This is a genomic window from Pseudomonas sp. CFBP 8772 (genome assembly GCF_014841665.1).
GTDB lineage: Bacteria > Pseudomonadota > Gammaproteobacteria > Pseudomonadales > Pseudomonadaceae > Aquipseudomonas > Aquipseudomonas graminis_B.
In genome coordinates this window covers 233,474-251,260 of sequence record NZ_JACYUI010000005.1, presented here as the reverse complement: position 1 = coordinate 251,260, position 17,787 = coordinate 233,474, and the positions used below count along the sequence as shown (strand labels likewise).

At 59.8% G+C, this 17,787-nt stretch carries 18 protein-coding genes, 1 other RNA gene and 1 pseudogene; 7 read left to right on the top strand and 13 right to left on the bottom strand.

Annotated elements, in window-relative coordinates; all coding sequences use genetic code 11:
• Positions 1-153: 153 nt before the first annotated feature.
• An RNA gene (gene rnpB, locus IFT99_RS13150) (RNase P RNA component class A) lies at positions 154-511 on the bottom strand.
• Positions 512-597: 86 nt separating this feature from the next.
• The gene (gene rsmI / locus IFT99_RS13145; protein WP_192132745.1) at positions 598-1,503 is read right to left on the bottom strand and encodes a 16S rRNA (cytidine(1402)-2'-O)-methyltransferase; all 906 of its coding nucleotides are present in this window, start codon (positions 1,501-1,503) and stop codon (positions 598-600) included.
• 222 nt (positions 1,504-1,725) lie between these two features.
• Between rsmI and IFT99_RS13140 the strand changes: the two genes are divergently transcribed.
• The 4 genes from IFT99_RS13140 to IFT99_RS13125 all read left to right on the top strand — a co-directional run bounded on the left by IFT99_RS13140 (position 1,726) and on the right by IFT99_RS13125 (position 5,346).
• Positions 1,726-3,540, top strand: a complete 1,815-nt coding sequence (locus tag IFT99_RS13140) for a penicillin-binding protein activator (protein ID WP_192132743.1) — start codon at positions 1,726-1,728, stop codon at positions 3,538-3,540.
• Positions 3,537-3,911: a YraN family protein gene (locus IFT99_RS13135; RefSeq protein WP_192132741.1), complete on the top strand. Its 375-nt coding sequence runs from the start codon at positions 3,537-3,539 to the stop codon at positions 3,909-3,911. Before IFT99_RS13140 ends, IFT99_RS13135 begins: the two co-directional genes overlap by 4 nt.
• Before the next feature lie 266 nt (positions 3,912-4,177).
• A complete protein-coding gene (locus IFT99_RS13130; RefSeq protein ID WP_065992135.1) occupies positions 4,178-4,771 on the top strand; it encodes a phosphoheptose isomerase in 594 nt (197 codons plus the stop codon).
• On the top strand, positions 4,768-5,346 hold the full coding sequence (locus IFT99_RS13125) for a BON domain-containing protein (RefSeq protein WP_065992133.1): 579 nt from the start codon (positions 4,768-4,770) through the stop codon (positions 5,344-5,346). Before IFT99_RS13130 ends, IFT99_RS13125 begins: the two co-directional genes overlap by 4 nt.
• 79 nt (positions 5,347-5,425) lie before the next feature.
• Here IFT99_RS13125 and IFT99_RS13120 read toward each other — a convergent pair whose 3' ends face one another.
• The 7 genes from IFT99_RS13120 to rplM form a co-directional block, all read right to left on the bottom strand.
• Positions 5,426-5,839: a ClpXP protease specificity-enhancing factor gene (locus IFT99_RS13120; protein WP_065992131.1), complete on the bottom strand. Its 414-nt coding sequence runs from the start codon at positions 5,837-5,839 to the stop codon at positions 5,426-5,428.
• Positions 5,840-5,857: 18 nt separating this feature from the next.
• Positions 5,858-6,475, bottom strand: a complete 618-nt coding sequence (locus IFT99_RS13115) for a glutathione S-transferase N-terminal domain-containing protein (RefSeq protein ID WP_065992129.1) — start codon at positions 6,473-6,475, stop codon at positions 5,858-5,860.
• 226 nt (positions 6,476-6,701) lie between these two features.
• Complete coding sequence (locus tag IFT99_RS13110) at positions 6,702-7,478, bottom strand: cytochrome c1 (protein ID WP_192132739.1); 777 nt, start codon at positions 7,476-7,478, stop codon at positions 6,702-6,704.
• A complete protein-coding gene (locus IFT99_RS13105) occupies positions 7,478-8,689 on the bottom strand; it encodes a cytochrome b (RefSeq protein ID WP_192132737.1) in 1,212 nt (403 codons plus the stop codon). Before IFT99_RS13105 ends, IFT99_RS13110 begins: the two co-directional genes overlap by 1 nt.
• Positions 8,689-9,282 (bottom strand): ubiquinol-cytochrome c reductase iron-sulfur subunit, encoded by a 594-nt coding sequence (petA, locus tag IFT99_RS13100; RefSeq protein WP_192132735.1) that lies wholly within the window; start codon positions 9,280-9,282, stop codon positions 8,689-8,691. Before petA ends, IFT99_RS13105 begins: the two co-directional genes overlap by 1 nt.
• A gap of 136 nt (positions 9,283-9,418) precedes the next feature.
• Positions 9,419-9,811, bottom strand: coding sequence for a 30S ribosomal protein S9 (gene rpsI / locus IFT99_RS13095; RefSeq protein WP_065992123.1), 393 nt, complete (start codon positions 9,809-9,811; stop codon positions 9,419-9,421).
• A 14-nt stretch (positions 9,812-9,825) separates the two neighbouring features.
• Positions 9,826-10,254 (bottom strand): 50S ribosomal protein L13, encoded by a 429-nt coding sequence (gene rplM, locus IFT99_RS13090; protein WP_019693576.1) that lies wholly within the window; start codon positions 10,252-10,254, stop codon positions 9,826-9,828.
• Positions 10,255-10,494: 240 nt separating this feature from the next.
• Here rplM and IFT99_RS13085 point away from each other — a divergent pair, with 240 nt between their 5' ends.
• Positions 10,495-11,532 carry an NADP(H)-dependent aldo-keto reductase gene (locus IFT99_RS13085; protein WP_192132733.1) on the top strand — a complete coding sequence of 346 codons (1,038 nt, stop codon included), beginning with the start codon at positions 10,495-10,497 and terminating at the stop codon, positions 11,530-11,532.
• Positions 11,533-11,736: 204 nt separating this feature from the next.
• On the opposite strand, the gene IFT99_RS13080 is transcribed toward IFT99_RS13085, so the two are convergent.
• Positions 11,737-12,873: an acyl-CoA dehydrogenase family protein gene (locus IFT99_RS13080; RefSeq protein ID WP_065992116.1), complete on the bottom strand. Its 1,137-nt coding sequence runs from the start codon at positions 12,871-12,873 to the stop codon at positions 11,737-11,739.
• Positions 12,874-13,093: 220 nt separating this feature from the next.
• Between IFT99_RS13080 and IFT99_RS13075 the strand changes: the two genes are divergently transcribed.
• Positions 13,094-14,014: a GlxA family transcriptional regulator gene (locus tag IFT99_RS13075; protein ID WP_172612965.1), complete on the top strand. Its 921-nt coding sequence runs from the start codon at positions 13,094-13,096 to the stop codon at positions 14,012-14,014.
• 84 nt (positions 14,015-14,098) lie between these two features.
• Here the strand turns inward: IFT99_RS13075 and zapE are convergent, their stop codons facing one another.
• The 3 genes from zapE to IFT99_RS13060 form a co-directional block, all read right to left on the bottom strand.
• Entirely contained in the window at positions 14,099-15,193 is a 1,095-nt protein-coding gene (gene zapE / locus IFT99_RS13070) for a cell division protein ZapE (protein WP_192132731.1), read from the bottom strand.
• Positions 15,194-15,254: 61 nt separating this feature from the next.
• Entirely contained in the window at positions 15,255-16,604 is a 1,350-nt protein-coding gene (locus tag IFT99_RS13065) for a tryptophan--tRNA ligase (RefSeq protein ID WP_192132729.1), read from the bottom strand.
• A gap of 28 nt (positions 16,605-16,632) precedes the next feature.
• On the bottom strand, positions 16,633-17,262 hold the full coding sequence (locus IFT99_RS13060; protein WP_192132727.1) for an alpha/beta hydrolase: 630 nt from the start codon (positions 17,260-17,262) through the stop codon (positions 16,633-16,635).
• Between the two features lie 145 nt (positions 17,263-17,407).
• Here IFT99_RS13060 and IFT99_RS13055 point away from each other — a divergent pair.
• A pseudogene (locus IFT99_RS13055) lies at positions 17,408-17,741 on the top strand (YhcB family protein); the annotation flags it as partial.
• Positions 17,742-17,787: the final 46 nt, after the last annotated feature.

Here is a 17,787-nt window from a genome sequence, read left to right as displayed (position 1 = left end):
GAAGGAGATGTGGCGGATTTCGGATCGGTCCTACGGATATTTCCTAGGACGAACAAACGGATGGCGTTCGAAGTTAAAGTGATTTGTGAGGTTTAAGATTTTTTTGGTATTACCGGAGGGGATAAATCGTACAAACGAGGGGGAGAAAAGGAGGTGGAGAGTCGATCTGTAAGCCGGGTTCTGTCGAGGACAGTCATTCCTCTACGATGGCCATCACTGGACATCTTTAGCAACCTACCCGGTTCCAGCGCGGGCCACGCCTTGGAACCCTATTTGGTCTTGCTCCGAGTGGGGTTTACCTAGCCACGAACTGTTGCCAGCCGTGCGGTGCGCTCTTACCGCACCTTTTCACCCTTACCGGCACCGAAGTGCTTAGGCGGTTATTTTCTGTGGCACTTTCCGTAGGCTCGCGCCCCCCAGGCGTTACCTGGCACTCCGCCCTATGGAGCCCGGACTTTCCTCCCCCCTTCATTGCAGAACAATGAAAGGCAGCGACTGTCCAATCGACTCTCCGCCGCCAAGGTTAATGGGAGGACGGCTCAAGAACAAGCTTTAATCGGCTCTCGCGCCATTTGCAGCGCTGCCCGCGACATCCCGTCACACGCTTTTCTGTTTATCCAGCGCCACCTGATAAAGCAGGTTTTTGCGTACGCCGGTGATCTCTGCTGCCAGCGCAGCTGCACGCTTGAGCGGCATTTCCGCCAGTAGCAGATCCAGCACCCGCCGCGCTTCGGCGCCAATCACATCCTCGCCTTCGGGTTCGCTCCAACCTGCCACCAGCACAACGCACTCGCCCCGTTGCTGATTACTGTCGCCCTCAACGAAGGCACGCAGTTCGGACAGCGGCAGTCCTTTGAGGGTTTCGAACGTTTTCGTCAACTCTCGCCCGAGCAAGGCGGGACGGTCCGGACCGAAGATTTCCTCCATGTCCTGAAGGCATTCGAGAATGCGATGGGGCGCTTCATAGAAGATCAGCGTGCGCGGTTCTTCTTTGACGAGTTCCAGCCGCGCTTTGCGACCCACGGACTTGGCGGGCAAGAAGCCTTCGAAGATAAAGCGGTCTGACGGCAACCCTGCCGCAGACAACGCCGCGATCAAGGCGCAGGCGCCCGGGACCGGGATCACTTGAATACCGGCTGCCCGGGCCTGACGCACCAGATGGTAGCCAGGATCGGAAATCAGTGGCGTGCCGGCATCGGAAATCAACGCAACGTTATCGCCCGCCAGCAGACGCGTAACAAAGCGGCTGCCCTCCTCGCGCTCGTTGTGCTCATGACAGGCCGCCAACGGCGTCGGAATGCCAAAGTGCTGCATCAGCCGTAACGAGTGCCGGGTATCTTCTGCGGCAATCAGCGAAACATCGCGCAGCACCTTTAAGGCACGGGCGCTCATGTCATCCAGGTTGCCGATCGGCGTGGCCACCACATAAAGCGCGCCTGTAGTGGAATTCGAAACACCCGGAGCAGTCAAAGCGCACACCTCATGTTGTGTAAAAGCCTGCATTGTACAGGCTGCGGCGCACAAAACAGGACGCCGCACCCCGTGAGACCTGAAAACGCAGTTCGAGTGCCAGCATCAGGGCAGCGACCCCGCGAAAGACGTTTCAGCTTGGCTGACACGCCCGGAGACGACCCATATCGCCGCTTTAACGCCTTCAACGTCGCGCCCCGGCCAGTGCTTGGGTACACTTCCACGCTAATTTGCTCGAGTATCAGGAACATACACATGATCGCTTGCCTGCGGCTGTTCTCTGCCCTCTGCCTGGCTGCCCTTCTGGCTGCCTGTGCCGGTTCGCCCTCCTCCAGCCTTGGCGAATTGCCTCGCTCCCCCGATGCCAGCATCGAACAACTGCTCGAACAAGCCGCTGCGGCGAAGTCGCCGGATCAGGCAGCGTTGCTGAAACTGACGGCGGCCGATCTGGCAGCGCGCCAGAACAACCCGAGCCGCGCCGCGAGCATCCTTGAGCAGGTGCAGATGGACCAGCTCAAAACCGACAAACAAATCTACGCCAACACTCTGTCTGCCGAACTGGCACTGGGTCGCAGCCAGCCGAAAGCCGCGCTGACCGCCCTCAACCACCCGAGCATGCAGCATCTGGGCGAAATGCCGGTTGACCTGCAAACCCGCGCTCACACCGTTCGCGCCCGGGCTTTTGAGGCAGATGGTCAGACCCTCGCCGCCGCGAGTGAGCGCGTGTTCATGGGCCCGCTGCTGCAAGGCGACGCACTGAACGCGAACAACGACGCCATCTGGACGCTGGTTGCCGCGCTGCCACCCGAGCAGCTGCAAAGCTCGGCCAACGATGACATGGGCGGCTGGCTGAGCCTGGCCCGCGCGGTCAAAGGTGCCGGCACGCTGGAGCAGCAACAGGCGGCCATCGACAACTGGAAAGCGCAGAACCCTCAGCACCCGGCGGCACGTCAGTTGCCGACTGCCCTCGCGCAATTGCGTGACCTGAAGAGCCAGCCGTTGACCAAAATTGCGTTGCTGCTGCCGCAAGACGGTCCGCTCGCTTCGGTATCCCGCGCGCTGCGTGACGGCTTCATGGCCGCGAACTATCAAGCTCAACAGGCCGGCGAGAAGCCACCTGCGATCGAAGTGTTCGACAGTTCCCGCGTGACGTCGATGGACGCCTTCTACGCACAAGCCAAAGCGGCCGGCGTGCAACTGGTGGTCGGTCCGCTGGAGAAGCCACTGGTTAAACAGCTGAGCGCTCGCCCTCAATTGCCGATCACCACGCTGGCGCTGAACTACAGCGATTCCGGTACCCAGGGCCCTGCCGAGCTGTACCAGTTCGGTCTGGCGGCTGAAGACGAAGCTCGTGAAGTGGCGCGCCGCGCCTGGGCCGATGGAAAGCGCAGTGCGGTGGCCATGGTGCCCAAGGGCGAATGGGGTGATCGCGTGTTGGAGGCCTTCCGTCAAAGCTGGCAAGCCAAGGGCGGCACCCTGTTGGGTGCTGAACGCATTGATCAGCCGGTCGCACTCGCTCAACAGGTTGCCGATCTGTTCCAGCTGCGCAGCAGCGAAGGCCGTGCCCAGCGCGTCCAAAGCGCCACTGGCACGCAGATGGCTGCCCAGCCCTCCCGTCGCCAGGACGTAGACTTCATGTTCCTCGCCGCGACGCCTCAACAGGCGCAGCAGATCAAGCCGACCATGGTCTTCCAGTACGCTGGTGATGTTCCGGTCTACGCCACTTCGCACCTGTTCACCAACAGCGGCGACCCGGCGATGTACAACGACCTGAACGGCGTGCGCTTCTGCGAAACCCCGTGGTTGCTGAACGCTAACGACCCGCTGCGCCAGCAAGTGACCGCTCAATGGCCACAAGCCTCCGGCAGCCTTGGCCGTCTCTACGCCATGGGCATCGACGCGTATCGTTTGGCGCCACGACTGACTCAGCTGAAAACCCTTCCTGACAGCCGCATCGATGGCCTGTCCGGCAGCCTGGCGATCGGTCAGGGCCAGCGCATCGAGCGCCAGCTGCCGTGGGCAGAGTTCGTAGACGGCAAGGTCCAGCGCCTGCCGGACACCGCGCCTTGACCTCAGGCACCACCCGTCAAACAGCAGGGCGCGAGGCCGAAGCCTACGCCCTGCGTCACCTGCAACAGCATGGATTGCAGCTGATTACCCGCAACTGGTCATGCAAACGCGGCGAGCTTGATCTGGTCATGCTCGACGGCGATACAGTAGTATTCGTCGAAGTTCGGTATCGTCGCCACGCCGGTTGGGGTGGCGCACTGGAAAGCGTCGATTTTCGCAAGCAGGAAAAGCTCAAGCTGGCGGCTCAATCCTTTCTGCAAAGCGAGGTGCGCTGGGCCGATTCGCCGTGTCGCTTTGACGTTGTCGCGATCAATGGCGACCCCGGCACGTCGCCTCCGCTTAACTGGCTGACGAACGCTTTCGATTGCTGAAAACGCGATGATTCCGTCGGATTGCAGCGTAAGATCGGCCGCCTTCCCTTTCGTAGGACCGGCTTTAGCTTTGTAGGACCGGCTTTAGCTTTGTAGGACCGGCTTTAGCCGGGAAGCTTCTGGTATTGCGCTTTATCCCTTACCACCCAACGAACCACACTGGCTCTTTTTGCTCTTTGCTTTGCGGGCTGCACAGTTTTGTGCCGGGACGCCGATGACTTATCGGATGCCGCCCCGACCAGCCGCCCCTATTAAGGTTTTCATAGATGGACATGCAATCCCGAATCCGCCAGCTTTTTCAGGCCAGCATCGACACCAAGCAACAGGCGATGGATGTGGTTGCCCCCCACATCGAGCAAGCCAGCCAAGTGATGGTCAACGCCCTGCTCAACGAGGGCAAGATGCTCGCCTGCGGCAACGGCGGTTCGGCGGGTGATGCTCAGCACTTTTCCTCGGAGCTGCTCAACCGTTTCGAGCGCGAGCGACCGAGCCTGCCCGCTATCGCGCTGACCACCGACACCTCCACCATCACCTCGATTGCCAACGACTACAGCTACAACGAAATCTTCTCCAAACAGATTCGTGCGCTGGGTCAGCCGGGCGATGTGCTGCTGGCGATTTCCACCAGCGGCAATTCGGCGAACATTATTCAGGCCATCCAGGCCGCACATGATCGTGAAATGATTGTCGTAGCCTTGACCGGTCGCGATGGCGGCGACGTCGCGTCGCTGCTGTTGCCGGAGGACGTTGAAATCCGCGTCCCGGCAAAAGTCACCGCACGTATTCAGGAAGTCCACCTGCTGGCGATCCACTGCCTTTGCGACTTGATCGACAGCCAACTGTTCGGGAGTGAAGAATGATATCCAAACGTCTTAGCCTGCTGGCCCTGACGCTCTGCCTGGGCATCAGCGGATGCAGCTCGGTGATCAACGCCAGCCGTGAAGCGCCGATCGATGACGATCGCGGTACACGCACCTTCGGCAGCAAGATCGACGACTCGCTGATCGAGACCAAGGTCTCGGTGAACATCGCCAAGGCCAACCCTGATCTGGACAACGCCTCGCACATCGTCGTGACCAGCTTCAACGGCATCGTCCTGCTGGCCGGCCAGACACCGCGCGCCGACCTCAAGCAACTGGCCGAGCAAACCGCCAGCCAGGTGCAGAAGGTCAAGAAGGTCAACAACGAGCTACAGGTCACCGGCCCGTCCTCAATGCTGGCGCGCAGCAATGACGCCTGGCTGACCAGCAAGATCAAAACCGAAATGCTCACCGACAGCGCCATCCCTGGCTCGCGCATCAAGGTCGTGACTGAAAACGGCATCGTCTACCTGCTGGGCCTGCTGACCCAGGCAGAAGCCACCCGCGCCACCAACCTGGTGCAAGGCGTCGGCGGCGTACAGAAGATCGTGAAGCTGTTTGAGTACATCGACTGACGGTGTGGCAAGCGCCAATCAGCACTTACAAAAAAAGGCGATCCCTCGGGATCGCCTTTTTCGTTACTGCAGGCGCAACTTACTTGACCACTTTCAGACTCGGCCGGCCCGTAGGGCGTGGCGGCTCGTCGTTCGGTGGCGGCATGTCGTCTTCGACATCCAGATCTTCGTCTTCGTCCACAGCAGGCTCCAGGTCGAAGACCATGCCCTGGCCGTTTTCGCGGGCGTAAATGCCCATGATGGCGGCAATCGGCACGTACAGGCTGTGGGGAACGCCGCCGAAACGGCCTTCAAAACTCACCGCGTCGTTGTCCATGTGCAGATGGCGCACGGCGCTCGGTGAAATGTTCAGGACGATCTGCCCGTCATTGGCAAAGCCTTGCGGGACTTGCACCGCTGGATACTCGGCGTTGACGAGTACGTGCGGTGTGCAATCGTTATCCACGATCCACTCATACAGCGCGCGGATCAGATAAGGGCGACTGGAGTTCATCAAACGGCTCCTAAGGCCTTAGCGCATGTCGCGTTCGGCACCAGACAGACTTGCCTGAAATGCCTCACGCGCAAATTGGCGCTCCATATAGTCAAGCAGCGGCTTGGCGGGCCGCGGCAATTCGATACCCAGAATCGGCAGGCGCCAGAGTATGGGCAATAGACAGCAGTCGACCAGACTTTGCTCGTCGCTCAGGAAAAAAGGCTTGTCCGCGAACAACGGCGACACGCCGGTCAGACTTTCGCGCAGTTCCTTGCGCGCCTGAACACGTGCAGCTTCTTTGCTGCGCGGGTCCAGAATCAGATCCACCAGACCGCACCAGTCGCGCTGAATCCGGTGGATCAGCAAGCGGCTGTTGGCACGCGCCACCGGATAGACCGGGAGCAGCGGCGGATGGGGATAACGTTCGTCCAGGTATTCCATCACCACCGTCGACTCGTACAACGCCAGGTCGCGATCGACCAGGGTTGGCACGCTGCCGTACGGATTCACCTCGATCAATTTGGGCGGATGACGGCCCTCGACAACTTCAATGATCTCGGCGCTGACACCTTTCTCGGCGAGCACAATGCGCACGCGATGGGAATAGTGGTCGGCGGGGTCGGAGTAACAGGCCAACCGATTGGTCACGCCCATGGCGGTCCTCCTCGCTTGTAGATATTCAAAAAGCAGAAATACGGATGCGCCGCGAGGGCGCTTTCGGCGACGTCCACGATGATCGGGTGTTCAACGCGGGCGACAAGATAGCTCATTTACTCAAGGTAGATTCTGCAATCTTCAGCCCGCCACTATACCTGCTCTTCCCTCATTACCTGAAACAGCTCAGCCGCAAGCGGCGCAGACCCGCGAATCAGACGTCCGCTCAGTGGATGTCTTTCCAGAATTCGCGCTTGAGCAGGTAGGCCAGGATGAACAACACGGCGAGGTAAAGCAGCACGAAGGTGCCGATGCGCTGGTGCTGGAGCTTGTCTGGGTTGGCTGAGTAAGCGAGGAAGGTCACGAGGTTCTTGACCTTCACGTTGAACTGTTCTTCGGTCAGCGTGCCGGTGTTGGGCATGATCATCAGTTGATCGCAGGCTTGATCGGTCAACGGCGAGCCAGCAGGCCCATCGCTTTTTTTGTCGCCTTCGCCACGCGGTACCTGCTGGCAGCCGAGCCTCTGACGCCCCTGAAGCCCTTCCAGCACGTTGGGCATGGCCACGTCGGGGAGAACGCTGTTGTTCACGCCCCAGGGCCGCGTCGGGTCCTCGTAGAATGATCGCAGGTAGCCGTAGAGCCAGTCAGTTCCGCGTACCCGCGCCACAAGGGTCAGATCGGGCGGTGCTGCACCGAACCAGGTTTTCGCATCCGCCGGCTGCATGCCGATGGTCATGTGATCGCCGATCTTCGCTCCGGCAGGCGCCAGCTTTTCCAGCATCAGCTCGTGGGAAATGCCCAAATCGTCCGCGACGCGTTCATAGCGCTGGAAACTGGCGCTGTGGCAACCCATGCAGTAATTGACGAACGTCTGCGCGCCATCCTGCAGGGCCCCCTTGTCGGACACGTCGATATCGACGCTTTCCAGTTCCGCGCCATGCTCACCGGCAAACGACAACGCCGGCAACAGGGCAATGAGCAAGACCAGGCACAGCGTTTTCATCAACCGGTCACCCTGTCCGGCACCGGCTTCGTCCGCTCCATCCGCGTGTAGAACGGCATCAGGATGAAGTACGCGAAATACAGGAAGGTGCAGGCCTGCGACAGCACTGCCCGCCCGGGGCTCGGCGGCAGAACGCCCAGCACCCCGAGCGTCCCGAAGGACGCGCAAAACAGCAGCAGCCAGAGGCGGCTCAGCCAGCCCTTGTAGCGCATCGATTTGACCGGACTGCGGTCAAGCCACGGCAGCACGAACAGCAAGGCGATGGCTGCGCCCATGGCCATGACGCCGAGGAGCTTGTCCGGGATGGCGCGCAAGATGGCGTAGAACGGCGTGAAGTACCAGACCGGCGCAATGTGCTCCGGGGTCTTGAGTGGGTTCGCTAGCTCGAAGTTGGCCTTCTCGAGAAAGTAGCCGCCCATCTCCGGGAAGAAAAATACCACCGAGCAGAAGATCAACAAAAACACCACGACGCCGAGCAGATCCTTGACCGTGTAGTACGGGTGGAAAGGAATGCCGTCCAGGGGGTTGCCGTTCTCGTCCTTGTACTTTTTGATGTCGATGCCATCGGGGTTGTTCGAGCCCACTTCACGCAGCGCCAGAATATGCAGCACCACAAGCCCGACGATCACGATCGGCAAGGCCACGACGTGCAGCGCGAAGAAGCGATTGAGTGTGATGCCTGAAACGAGGTAATCGCCACGAATCCACTCAGCGAGGTCGCCCCCGATGAGGGGAATCGCGCCGAACAGCGAAATGATCACCTGAGCGCCCCAGTATGACATCTGCCCCCACGGCAGCAGGTAGCCGGTAAACGCTTCCGCCATCAGCGCCAGATAAATCAGCATGCCGAAAACCCAGACCAACTCCCGCGGCTTCTGATACGAGCCGTACAGCAGCCCGCGAAACATGTGCAGGTAGATGACGATGAAGAACGCCGATGCGCCAGTCGAGTGCAGCAGTCGCAGGATTGAGCCGTATGCGACGTCACGCATGATGTACTCGATCGAGGCGAAGGCCCCCTCAGCCGTGGGCGTGTAACTCATCGTCAGCCAGATGCCCGTGAGGATCTGGTTGACCAGCACCAGCAACGCCAGCGAGCCGAAGAAATAGAAGAAGTTGAGGTTCTTGGGTACGTAATACTTGCTGAGGTGGTTCTCCCACATCGAAGTCGCGGGAAAGCGCGCATTGATCCAGTCCATGAGCCTGCTCATCACGCTTTCTCCTGATCCACACCAATGACGATGATTGAGTCCGACTCGTAGGAATGCGGGGGCACTGGCAGATTCAGCGGTGCAGGCTGCGCCTTGTAGACGCGTCCGGCAAGGTCGTACCTGGAGCCGTGACAAGGGCAGAAATATCCGCCGACCCAATCTTTGCCCAGGTCGACCGGGGCGACTTCGGGCCGAAACGTAGGCGAGCAGCCGAGATGGGTACAGATGCCGATCAACAGCAGGATGTCAGGCCGGATTGAACGGACAACCGGATCGACATAGGCAGGCTGGATGGAATCCTGTGAATCAGGGTCGGACAGCTCGCCGATAAGCTTGCTCAGACTGTACAGGATCTCGGGCGTGCGACGGACAATGAACACCGGCTGACCGCGCCATTGAGCGATCATCTGCTGGCCCGGCTCGATCTTGCTGATGTTGACTTTGACAGGCGCTCCCGCCGCCCTGGCTTTGGCACTGGGGAACCATGAACCCACAAATGGCACGGCGGCGCCGACCGCTCCAACTGCGCCTACCACAGACGTGGCTGTCACGAGGAAGCGACGCCGGGCCGTGTTTACACCGTCATTGCCCATTGCGCCCTCTCCCGTCAGCATCCGAGATCTCCTTGATCAGGCCCTCGAAATCAATAAACGACAGCCATAAAAGACAGCCATAAAAAAACGCCCAGCTTCGTATAGAAACTGAGCGTTCTTTTTGAACGGAAGCGAATTAACGCTTCGAGTACTGCGGACGCTTACGCGCTTTACGCAGACCGACTTTCTTACGTTCAACTTCGCGAGCATCGCGAGTGACGAAGCCTGCTTTGCGCAGAGCGCCGCGCAGGGTTTCGTCGTATTGCATCAGAGCGCGGGTGATACCGTGGCGGATTGCGCCAGCTTGACCACTCACACCACCGCCGATGACAGTGACGTAGATGTCGAATTTCTCGACAGTCTGAGTCAGTTCCAGCGGCTGACGAACTACCATGCGGGCAGTTTCGCGACCGAAGAACGAGTCCAGGGAACGGTTGTTGATGGAGATGTTACCGGTACCCGGACGCAGGAAAACGCGAGCGGTTGCGGTCTTGCGACGGCCAGTGCCGTAATTTTGAGTCGCCGACATAATGAACTATTCCGTTAAAACTTCAGTTCTTGGGGCTGCTGAGCAGTATGAGGGTGTGCAGCGCCCGCATAGACTTTCAGCTTACGATACATGTCGCGACCCAGCGGGTTCTTAGGCAGCATGCCTTTGACCGCGGTCTCGATCACGCGCTCAGGAGCTTTGGCGATCAGCTTTTCAAAGTTGATCGACTTGATCCCGCCCGGGAAACCGGAGTGAGAGTAGTAGATCTTGTCGGTGGTCTTGGCACCGGTCACACGGATCTGCTCGGCATTGATCACGACGATGTAGTCGCCAGTGTCAACGTGCGGAGTGTATTCCGGCTTGTGCTTGCCACGCAGACGGCTCGCGATTTCAGTGGCCAGACGACCCAGGGTCTGACCAGCAGCGTCGACGACGAACCAGTCGCGCTTTACTGTTTCCGGTTTAGCGGTAAAAGTTTTCATTCTTTATAGCCTCAAAGGCCGCCCTGAAAAATAGACGGCGGAGCATACTCATTAGTACGGTCTTTGACAAGTCAAAGGCCGCCGGGCACGAACGCTATAGGGGGCTCGGGTCAGCGCGTTCGATCGCAGCGGTTTCTTTTGTCGCCGGGCATCACTCCAGCGACAAAGAGGAGCGGAATTATGCAGATTGCGAAAAAAATTTCAACCTGCTTTTATGGCTCTTTTAAACAGGAGAGCCAAATGGACTACCGCCAACTGGGCAGAACCGACCTCAATGTCAGCGCAATCTGCCTCGGCACCATGACCTGGGGCGAGCAGAACAGCCAGTCCGAGGCCTTCGCGCAGATCGAACGGGCCAAGGCCGCCGGCATCAATTTCATCGACACCGCCGAGATGTATCCGGTCCCGCCGAAGAAAGAAACCTACGCCAGCACCGAGACCATCATCGGCAACTGGTTCAAGCAGAGCGGCGACCGCGCTGACTGGATCCTCGCCAGCAAGATCGCCGGTCCCGGCAACGGCATCGACTACATCCGTGACGGTCAGCTGAAATTCAACCGCGATCACATCGTCGCGGCGCTGGATGCCAGCCTCAAACGCCTGCAGACCGATTACCTCGATCTGTATCAACTGCACTGGCCTGAGCGCAGCACCAACTTCTTCGGCAAGCTGGGTTATAACCACAGTGAGGAGCAGTTCACCCCGCTGCTGGAAGTGCTCGAAGCGCTGGACGAGCAGGTCAAGGCCGGCAAGATCCGCCACGTCGGTCTGTCAAACGAAACGCCGTGGGGCACCATGAAGTTTCTTGCTGAGTCCGACGCCCATGGCCTGACGCGCCCGGTGTCCATTCAGAACCCCTACAACCTGCTCAACCGCAGCTTCGAGGTGGGTCTGGCGGAAGTGGCGATTCGCGAGCAGTGCGGCCTGCTGGCCTATTCCCCTATGGCGTTTGGCATGTTGTCCGGCAAATACGCCGACGGCGCCCGCCCTGCCAAGGGCCGCCTGAGCCTGTACAGCCGCTTCACGCGCTACTTCAATCCGCAATCGGAAGCGGCCTGCGCGCGCTACGTTGCGCTGGCGCGTGAGCACGGTCTTGATCCCGCGCAAATGGCACTGGCGTTCGTGACCAGCCGCAGCTTCGTGACCAGCAACATCATCGGTGCAACGACGCTGGAGCAGCTGGAAAGCAACCTGGCCAGCGCGGAACTTGTGCTGTCGGATGAAGTGCTGGCGGGCATTGAAGCGATTCACAAGGATCAGCCGAATCCTGCGCCGTGATCGGTGATTGCCTGATAGCTGATTGACTTGTGGGAGCGACCGGAGTGGCGCTCCCCCTTGCTCGCGAAAGGGCCGATACATCCGCTGCTTTCCAACAGCTGGTATACCGTCTTCGTGAGCAAGCTCACTCCCACAGGGGCCGTATGCGCTGTGAGACCGAGTAGGGTCTGAAAGCCGAAGGTTCTCTCAGGATCAGTCCCGACTTCACAGCGACCGGGCAATGATCTCTTTCATGATTTCGTTGGTCCCGGCATAAATCCGCTGCACCCGCGCATCGGCCCACGCCCGGGCGATCGGGTATTCCCACATGAAGCCGTAGCCGCCATGCAGCTGCACGCATTCGTCCAGCACCTTGCATTGCAGGTCAGTTGACCAGTATTTCGCCATGGCCGCCGTGGGCACATCCAGCTTCCCTTCCAGGTGCAACTCCAGGCACCGATCAATGAACGTACGACCAATCTGAACTTCAGTGGCGATTTCGGCCAGTTTGAAGCGGGTGTTCTGAAAATCGATGATGGCCTTGCCAAACGCCTTGCGCTCCCGCGTGTAGTCGAGCGTCCATTGCAAGGCCGCTTCGGCGGAGGCAATGGCGCCGATGGCGACCGTCAGGCGCTCCTGCGGGAGCTCCTGCATCAAATACGCGAAACCCATCCCGGCCTGACCCAGCAGGTTCTCCTTGGGCACTCTCACGTCCTGGAAGAACAATTCCGACGTGTCCTGCGCCTTCATGCCGACCTTTTCCAATCGCTTGCCCTTCGCAAAACCGGGCGTGCCCGCCTCCACGACAAACAGGCTGGTGCCCTTCGCGCCTGCACCGGGATCAGTCTTCGCGACGACAATCACCAGATCAGCGAGAAACCCGTTGGTGATGAAGGTTTTCGAACCATTGATGATGTACTCGTCGCCATCCAGCACTGCGGTGGTCTTGACCCCTTGCAGGTCGGACCCCGCGCCCGGTTCGGTCATCGCGATGGCGGTCACCAGCTCCCCCGACACCAGCTTGGGCAAATATTGGAGCTTCAGCGCCTCACTTCCGTAGTGGAGGATGTACGGCGCGACGATATCCGAATGCAGAGAGAACCCGATACCGGTCAGGCCGAGGCGAGAGATTTCCTCGATCACCACCGTGGTGTAGAGGAAGTCCGCGCCCATGCCGCCGTACTCTTCCGGCAGGTGCGAACACAACATGCCCTGCTCCCCCGCCCGGTTCCACAGCGTACGGTCGATGTGGCCCTGCTTCTCCCACTGGGCATGAAACGGCACCGCGTGCTGTTCGAAGAACTTGCGGACGCTGTTACGGAACAGTTCGTGTTCTGAGCTGAAGAGTGTTCTGGCGAGCATGGCTGCACCTGGCGCGAAGGATTGTCGGACAAAACTTCAGCAGAGCGTAGGCGCAGCCGGTTGACGGCGACACTGGACACATCCGACAAAAAATAAGACGATCACGCCGTTGCTTGACCACTTTCCCATATAAGAACAAAAGACTATGTCTATCCAACCCAACACGCCATTGCGGCGTGTCAGCATTCTTGCGATTGATGGCATTTTTGCGTCCACGCTCATGCAAGCCAAAGACTTCTTTCACCTCGCCAGCCTGCGCTACGGCAAGCAGTTGGGACAGGGCTTCAAGCCGGCCTTCGAAACCCGACTGGTCAGCCCGGACGGAAAGGAAGTTCGCAGTTTCAGCGACGTCGTGATCCCCGTAGACGGTGTGCTTGAACACAGCGACATCATCATCCTTCCTGCTTTCGTCGAAGACTTCGACACCCTGCGCGAGCGCTATCCGCAAATCCTGCCGTGGCTGCGCGAGCAACATGCGCGCGGCGCTGTGCTCTGCGGTGAGGCCAGCGGTGTGTTCTGGCTTGGGGATGCGGGGCTGCTCGACGGCAAGGAGGCGACCACCTACTGGCGGTTTTTCAACGAGTTCGCCGAGCGTTTTCCGAACGTGCTGCTGAATCAGGAAAAGCACCTCACCGACGCCGATAACCTGTATTGCGCAGGCGGCACGATCTCAGCGTGTGATCTTTATATCTACCTGATCGAGCGCTTCTGCGGCGCCCATGTTGCGCAGACCGTCGCCCGCGACATTCTCTACGAAGTGCAACGCAGCTACGCACCGGGACGGATTGGTTTTGGTGGGCAAAAGCTGCATCAGGACGTGATCATCCTGCAGATCCAGCACTGGCTCGAAGAACACTTCGCCGACAAATTCCGTTTCGAGGATGTAGCCCGCGAGCACGGCATGAGCATCCGCAACTTCATGCGCCGCTTCCAGACCGCAACGGGCGACAAGCCGCTGCATTACCTGCAACGCCTGCGCATCGAAACCGCGAAGGGCTTGCTGTCAGGCTCACGCAAGAGCATCAAGACCATCAGCTACGAAGTGGGCTACGACGACGCCAGCTTCTTCGCACGGCTGTTCCGTCAACACACCGACCTGTCGCCGAATCAGTACCGCCAGCAGTTCCAGCAGGCGGCCTGACAGCAGCTTCATGCGGCAAGCTTCAAGCTGCAAGTGAGCGATATCTCCTCTTGCAGCTTTCCGCTTGAAGCTTGCAGCTCCCGCCTAGGGCTTATGCGCCCGCGACAGAAATTCGTGGGACTGCATTTCCAGCAATCGGCTGAGCGTGCGCTGGAACTCAAAGTTCAGGCGACCGCCGGTGTACAGGTCTTTCAATTCGACTTCCGCCGAGATGATCAACTTGACGTTGCGGTCGTAGAACTCGTCGACCATGTTGATGAACCGACGCGCGATGTCGTCCGTGGTCACGCTCATCTGCTCCACGCCGCTGAGCAGCACCGCATGGAAGATCTTGCCGAGTTCGATGTAGTCGTTCTGGCTACGCGGGCCATCGCACAGCTCACGGAAGTCGAACCACGCCACGTCGTCGCAGGTACGGATCGCCTTGATCTGCCGATTCTCGATGATCAGCACATCGTTCTCGATGGCCTTGGTGCATTCCGGGGTCAACGCACGGAAGCTCTTGCGCAGGCTCTCCTCTGCCGCTTCGTTCAGCGGGAAGTGGAACAGCTCCGCTTGCTCAAGATGGCGCAGGCGATAGTCGACGCCGCTGTCCACGTTGACGATCTCGGTGTTCTGCTTGATCAGCGCAATCGCGGGCAGGAAGCGCGCACGCTGCAAACCGTCCTTGTACAGGCCGTCGGGAACGATGTTCGACGTCGCGACCAGGGTCACGCCGTTCTTGAACAGCTCTTCCATCAGCGTGCCGAGGATCATCGCGTCGGTGATGTCCGATACGAAGAATTCGTCGAAACAGATCACCCGCGCTTCCTCGGAAAACTGCTTGGCGATCAGGGTCAGCGGATTCTTCTCGCCCTTGAGGTTTTTCATTTCCTCGTGCACACGCTTCATGAAGCGGTGGAAGTGCGTGCGCGTCTTGTCTTCAAACGGAAGCGCTTCGAAGAAGGTGTCGACCAGGTAGGTCTTGCCCCGGCCCACACCGCCCCAGAAATACAGCCCCTTCACAATCGGGGTTTCTTTCTTGCCGAACAGCTTGCCCAGCAATCCCGGCTTGCGGTCATGGGCGGCGACCAGATCGTCGTACAGACGCTGCAGATGGCGCACAGCATTCTCTTGCGCGGCGTCGTGGAAAAAGTCCGGACGCTTCAGGTCAGCTTGGTATCGTTCTAGAGGGGTCATAGTCGCTTGCAAGGGAGCAAAAACGGGCCGTCACTGTAGCGACGGCCCATTGGAATGGCAATTAATCCTGTTGTGGCGCGAGCGCCAGTTTCAGGCTCTCGATCGCGGCGTCACGGGCGGCGGCATCGGCGAACGCCGGGCTGTCGGCGACACAGGTGTCACTCAGCCACAAGGTGAAGGCATCGCCTTCGGGCCGAATGTCCAGCTCACCGCCCTGCTGCAGCTGTTTGGTCACGGCGCCGGCCGCCTTGCCGTCTGCGAAGTGGCGCGACAGCAGCAGTTGCTCGCCATCGGCCGCCAGCAACCGGAAACGGAAACTGCCGTCGTCTTCACGGAAACTGACGAAGCGCGGGCCTTTGCCGGCCTTCTTCTTGGTCGACGTGACGGTTTGCGCGGCGGTGCGGAATGAACGCAGGCCGACCGCTTCACGCAGTTCGCCCAGAAACGGCGTGGCCACACGACGGGCCTTCTCGGCGCCCGCTTGCAGGATGTCTTCCAGGTCGGCGGGGCGCTCGATCAGGCGATGGTAATGCTCGCGGGCTTCGCCCAACTCCGCGTCCAGCAACTGGAACAGGCGTTGCTTGGCGTCGCCCCAACCCAACCCCTGCAACAGGTCGGTGCGGAACTCGTCGCCTTGCTCTTTACTGGCGAATGCCTGGTACAGCGTGAACAGGTGCGACGTGTCCGGATCCTTGGCTTCGCCTGGCAGACGCGAGTCAGTGACGATGCGCGAGATCGCGTCCTTCATGTCTTTGGCGCTGGTGAACAGCGGGACGGTGTTGTCGTAGCTCTTCGACATCTTGCGACCGTCCAGGCCAGGCAGCGTCGCGACGCTTTCTTCGATAAGCGCTTCCGGCATTACAAAGAACTCTTTGCCGTTACCGAACAGGTGATTGAAGCGCTGACCGATGTCGCGCGCCATCTCGACGTGCTGGATCTGATCGCGGCCGACAGGCACTTGATGGGCGTTGAACATCAGGATGTCAGCGGCCATCAGCACGGGATAGCTGAACAGGCCCATGGTAATACCGGCGTCCGGGTCTTCGCCGGCTTCGACGTTCTTGTCCACCGACGCCTTGTAGGCATGGGCGCGGTTGAGCAGGCCCTTGCCGGCCACGCAGGTGAGCAGCCAGGTCAGTTCGGGGATTTCCGGAATGTCGGACTGGCGATAGAACGTCACGCGCTCGACGTCCAGCCCTGCCGCGAGCCAGGTCGCGGCGATTTCCAGACGCGAGCGCTGAATGCGCAGCGGGTCATCGCATTTGATCAGCGCGTGGTAGTCAGCCAGAAAGTAGAAAGAGTCGGCATCGCTTTGGCGGCTGGCAACGATGGCCGGGCGGATGGCGCCGGCGTAGTTGCCCAGGTGCGGTGTGCCGGTGGTGGTGATACCGGTCAGGATACGAGTGGTCATGGCTAGTCGCTTATTTTGGGTGCTGCGATCAATTCGAAAGGCGCGGCAGAATCAGATCCTTGAGATCGGTCAGCTTGCCGTGAAAAAAGTGCCCGCATTCTGCCACTTTCAGCAGCTCATGGGGGCGCTGAAGCGTGTCAGACCACGCGTACACACGTTGTGGGTCAACGACTTCATCGGTGTCCGGTTGAATAAGCGTCAGCAGACCCTTCTGCGGCAATGCTTCCACACTGGCGATGCGCATCACGGCTGGTGCGACCATGAACAGATGCTTCAGGGTTTCGCCCTTGGCCTCAAGACGCCCGCCCAGGGTAGCCGCCACGAAACCGCCGAAGGAAAATCCGAACAACGTCATGGGCAGGTCGGGATGTTTGTCGCGCAGCCAGTTCGCCGCCGCCTGTGCGTCGTCGACTTCGCCCTCCCCCATGTCCGAGCTGCCGGCGCTCGCGCCAACGCCACGATAGTTGAAGCGCAGGGTGATAAGACCGGCATCGCGCGCGGTGCGCTGCAGGGTCGAAATCACTTTATTGAGCATGGTGCCGCCCTGAACCGGGTTAGGATGGCATATCAGGGCGATGCCTCTGGCCTCGTCCAGATCGAGGTACAACGCTTCAAGTTGGCCCGCCGGGCCGTCGATGAATACAGGGGTCTCACGCATGAGCAAGAATGAACTCCGTGACCTTCAATTGGGTCGACTCGTCTAGCTGATTGTCTGTGGCTGGCAGGCTGGCGACACGTCGCCGCTATACAGCGCAGGTTCGAGCCGTTAACGTAAAGCAAAGCCGTTTATAGAGGAAGGACTCGTGGATTACTCGCTCTTAGTTTGGTTGCTGCCGACCATCGCCCTGGTGGTTGGTGTGATCATCGGTTTCTTCGTGGCGCGCGCGCTGCCCAATGCCGTGCCTAACGGGACTCAGCGCCAGCTGGATGACGTTCAGGAGCGTTTCGATACGTATCAGAACGAGGTGATCACTCACTTCAACAGCACCGCCAATCTGGTGCAGAAGCTGTCACAAAGCTACCACGATGTTCAGGAGCATCTGGCCGAAGGCGCCAACCGCCTGGCCACCGACGACATCACCCGTCAACGCCTGCTGGCCGCGCTGCACCCGGACGCGCTCCATCCACACCGCGATCNCCCAAGTCGCCTGACTCCCCCGGCATGCTGGATGAGCATTACGGT